This is a genomic window from Variovorax sp. 01T439_2, from assembly GCF_056398445.1.
In genome coordinates, this window is record NZ_JBFTPJ010000700.1 from 1 (window position 1) to 3,134 (window position 3,134).

Here is a 3,134-nt window from a genome sequence, read left to right on the forward strand (position 1 = left end):
TCTTCGCTCCTTCCCCCGCCGGGGGAAGGCCGGGATGGGGGCGGGCAGGGCGCTCGATGGATGCGCCGCTTGCCCCCACCCCTGCCCTCCCCCGGGAGGGGAGGGAGAAAAGTCAAGCCAAAACCGGGGGACGTTGCGCGCCCCAGCCGCAGGCCTGGTCATAGGCATGCCCGAGCCGCAGCACGTCCAGGTCCGCATGGATCGGCCCGGCCAGCTGCAGGCCCATCGGCAGCCCGCCTTCGCCGAAGCCCGCGCGCACGTTGAGCGTCGGCAGGCCCGCCAGCGTGAACGGCGTCACGATCTCCATCCAGCGGTGGTAGGTGTCGCTCGGCACGCCGGCCACTTCGGCGGGCCAGTGCAGCTCGGCGTCGAAGGGGAACACCTGCGCCGTCGGCGCCAGCACGAAATCGAAGCGCTCGAACAGCCTGAGGAACGCGCGGTACACGTTCGAGCGGTAGAGCGAGGCCTGGTAGAGCGAGGCCGCATCGAGGTGCCGGCTCTGCTCGATTTCCCACTGCGCTTCCGGCTTGAGCTGCGCGAACAGCTGGGGGTCGCTGAGATACGCGCCGAGCTTGCCGCCCACCAGCAGCTGGCGCAGCCGCAGCCAGGCACTCCAGTTGTGCTCGCGCGGCACGTCGAGCGTGCAGGGCTCGACCTCGCAGCCGATGGCGCGGAAGGTGCCGAGCGCCTGCTCCCCGAGTTCGCGGATGCCGGGCGCGAGCGGCAGCCCGGGCCAGAGGCTGCCGAGCCAGCCGACGCGCAGGCCTTTTCCGTCGCCGTCGAGCGCGATGGCATCGGCCGAGGGCAGCGCGTGCGGCGACGACAGCGGCACGCGCCCGTCGAAGCCCGCCTGCACCGCGAGCAGCCGCGCGGTATCTTCGACCGTGCGGCCCATCGGGCCTTCGGTGCCCAGCTGCTGGAAGAAGAGTTCCTGCTCGGGGTCGCCGGGCACGCGTCCGCGCGATGGCCGCATGCCGATCACGTTGTTGAAGGCGGCCGGGTTGCGCAGCGAGCCCATCATGTCGCTGCCGTCGGCCACCGGCAGCATGCCCAGGGCCAGCGCCACGGCCGCGCCGCCGCTGCTGCCGCCGGCGCTGCGCTCCGGCGCATAGGCGTTGCGCGTGATGCCGAACACGGTGTTGTAGGTGTGCGAGCCCAGGCCGAATTCGGGCGTGTTGGTCTTGCCGATCACGATGGCGCCGGCCGCGCGCATGCGCGCGACGTGCAGGCTGTCGATGCGCGCCGGCGAGCGCGGTGGCAGCGGCGAGCCCATGGAGGTCGGCAGCCCCGCCGCATGGCTCAGGTCCTTCACCGCCAAGGGAAAGCCATGCATCCAGCCGCGCCGTTCGCCGCGCGCCAGTTCGGCATCGCGCTCGCGGGCTTCGGCCAGCAGCACCCCGGGTTCGCGCAGCGAGACGATCGCGTTGAAGCGCGGGTTGAGCGCCTCGATGCGGGCCAGCGAGGCCTGCATCAGCTCATGGCAGGACACGCTGCGGGCCGCGATGCGGCGCGAGAGTTCGGTGGCGCAGAGGTCGAGCAGATCGGCTGGAGGCATGGCGAATGCGGGAAAAGGAGGGGGAGCCCAGTATGGCGCGGCGCTCGCATAATCGCCGCGTATGGAAACAAAGTGGCTCGAAGACTTCATCAGCTTGGCGGAAACGCGCAGCTTCAGCCGCTCGGCCCAGTTGAGGCACGTGACCCAGCCCGCGTTCTCGCGCCGCATCCAGGCGCTCGAAGGCTGGGCCGGCACCGACCTGGTGGACCGCAGTTCCTACCCGACGCGCCTCACGCCCGCGGGCCAGACGCTCTATAGCCAGGCCATCGAGATGCTGCAGTCGCTGCAGAGCACCCGAGCCATGCTGCGCGGCCACTCGGCCGCCGGGCAGGACGTGATCGAGATCGCGGTGCCGCACACGCTGGCCTTCACCTTCTTTCCCTCCTGGGTGACCAGCCTGCGCGAGCACTTCGGCCCCATCAAGAGCCGGCTGATCGCGCTCAACGTGCACGACGCGGTGCTGCGCCTGGTCGAGGGCAGCTGCGACCTGCTGATCGCCTACCACCATCCGTCCCAGCCGCTGCAGCTGGACGCCAACAAGTACGAGATGGTCAGCCTGGGCGAGGAAACCGTGGCGCCCTGGGTCAAGGCTGACACCGACGGCGCGCCGCGCTTCCGGCTGCCCGGCCGGCCGGGCCAGCCGCTGCCCTACCTGGGCTATGCGCCCGGCGCCTACCTGGGGCGCGTGGTCGACCAGCTGCTGAAGGAGTCGGGCACCGCCATCCACCTCGACCGGGTCTATGAAACCGACATGGCCGAAGGCCTCAAGGTCATGGCGCTCGAAGGCCATGGCATCGCCTTTTTGCCGCAGAGCGCGGTGCGCAAGGAAATCAAGGCGCGCAAGCTCGTGAGCGCGCTGCCGCCCGAGATCGACAGCCTGGAGGCGACGATGGAGATCCGCGCCTACCGCGAACGGCCGAGCGCGCCGGCGCCGGTGAAGGCCGGCAGCGGCCGCGCCGCCAAGGTGCCAGTGTCCGAAGGCCTGCAGCCCAAGCGCACGGCCGATGCGCTGTGGTCATACCTGGTCGGTGCCCAGCCGCCAGGCCGCTGACCGCCACGCGGCCGATCGACGCGCGGAATTTGTGCGCTGCACAATCTATAAATGCCGCGCATAAGCCTCCCCGCAAACGGCATTGGCGCCGCAGCTCCGCGGCCACTACAGTCGCGGCAGTTTTTTGCCGCTGTCACACAGCAATCTTCAGGGCACGCGCCATCCGCGTGCTTTTTTTTAGCCGAGGAACCTGTATGAGCCCGAATTTCAGGACCGAACACGACTTTCTCGGCGAGAAGCAGATTCCTGCCTTTGCCTACTGGGGCGTGCACACGGCGCGCGCGGTCGAGAACTTCGCCATCTCCGGCACCCGCGTGTCGGCCATGCCCGACCTGGTGCGCGCGCTGGCCTTCGTGAAAAAGGCCGCCACCCGCGCCAATGCCGACCTCGGCGCCATCGACCGCGACCGCGCGGCCGCCATCATCCTGGCCTGCGAGGACCTGATCGAAGGCAAATTGCTCGACGAATTCGTGGTCGACGTGATCCAGGGCGGCGCCGGCACCTCCACCAACATGAACGCCAACGAGG

3 protein-coding genes are annotated in these 3,134 nt (G+C 69.8%); 2 read left to right on the forward strand and 1 reads right to left on the reverse strand.

The features are described 5' to 3' along the window. Nucleotides 1–112: 112 nt before the first annotated feature. Nucleotides 113–1,555, reverse strand: coding sequence for an amidase (locus AC1DOC_RS26180; protein ID WP_478079511.1), 1,443 nt, complete (start codon nt 1,553–1,555; stop codon nt 113–115). A gap of 61 nt (nt 1,556–1,616) precedes the next feature. On the opposite strand from AC1DOC_RS26180, the gene AC1DOC_RS26185 reads away from it, so the two are divergent. Next, on the forward strand, nt 1,617–2,606 hold the full coding sequence (locus AC1DOC_RS26185) for a LysR substrate-binding domain-containing protein (RefSeq protein WP_478079510.1): 990 nt from the start codon (nt 1,617–1,619) through the stop codon (nt 2,604–2,606). A 194-nt stretch (nt 2,607–2,800) separates the two neighbouring features. Next, a partial coding sequence (locus tag AC1DOC_RS26190) for a lyase family protein (protein WP_478130791.1) occupies nt 2,801–3,134 on the forward strand: 334 nt, incomplete at its 3' end.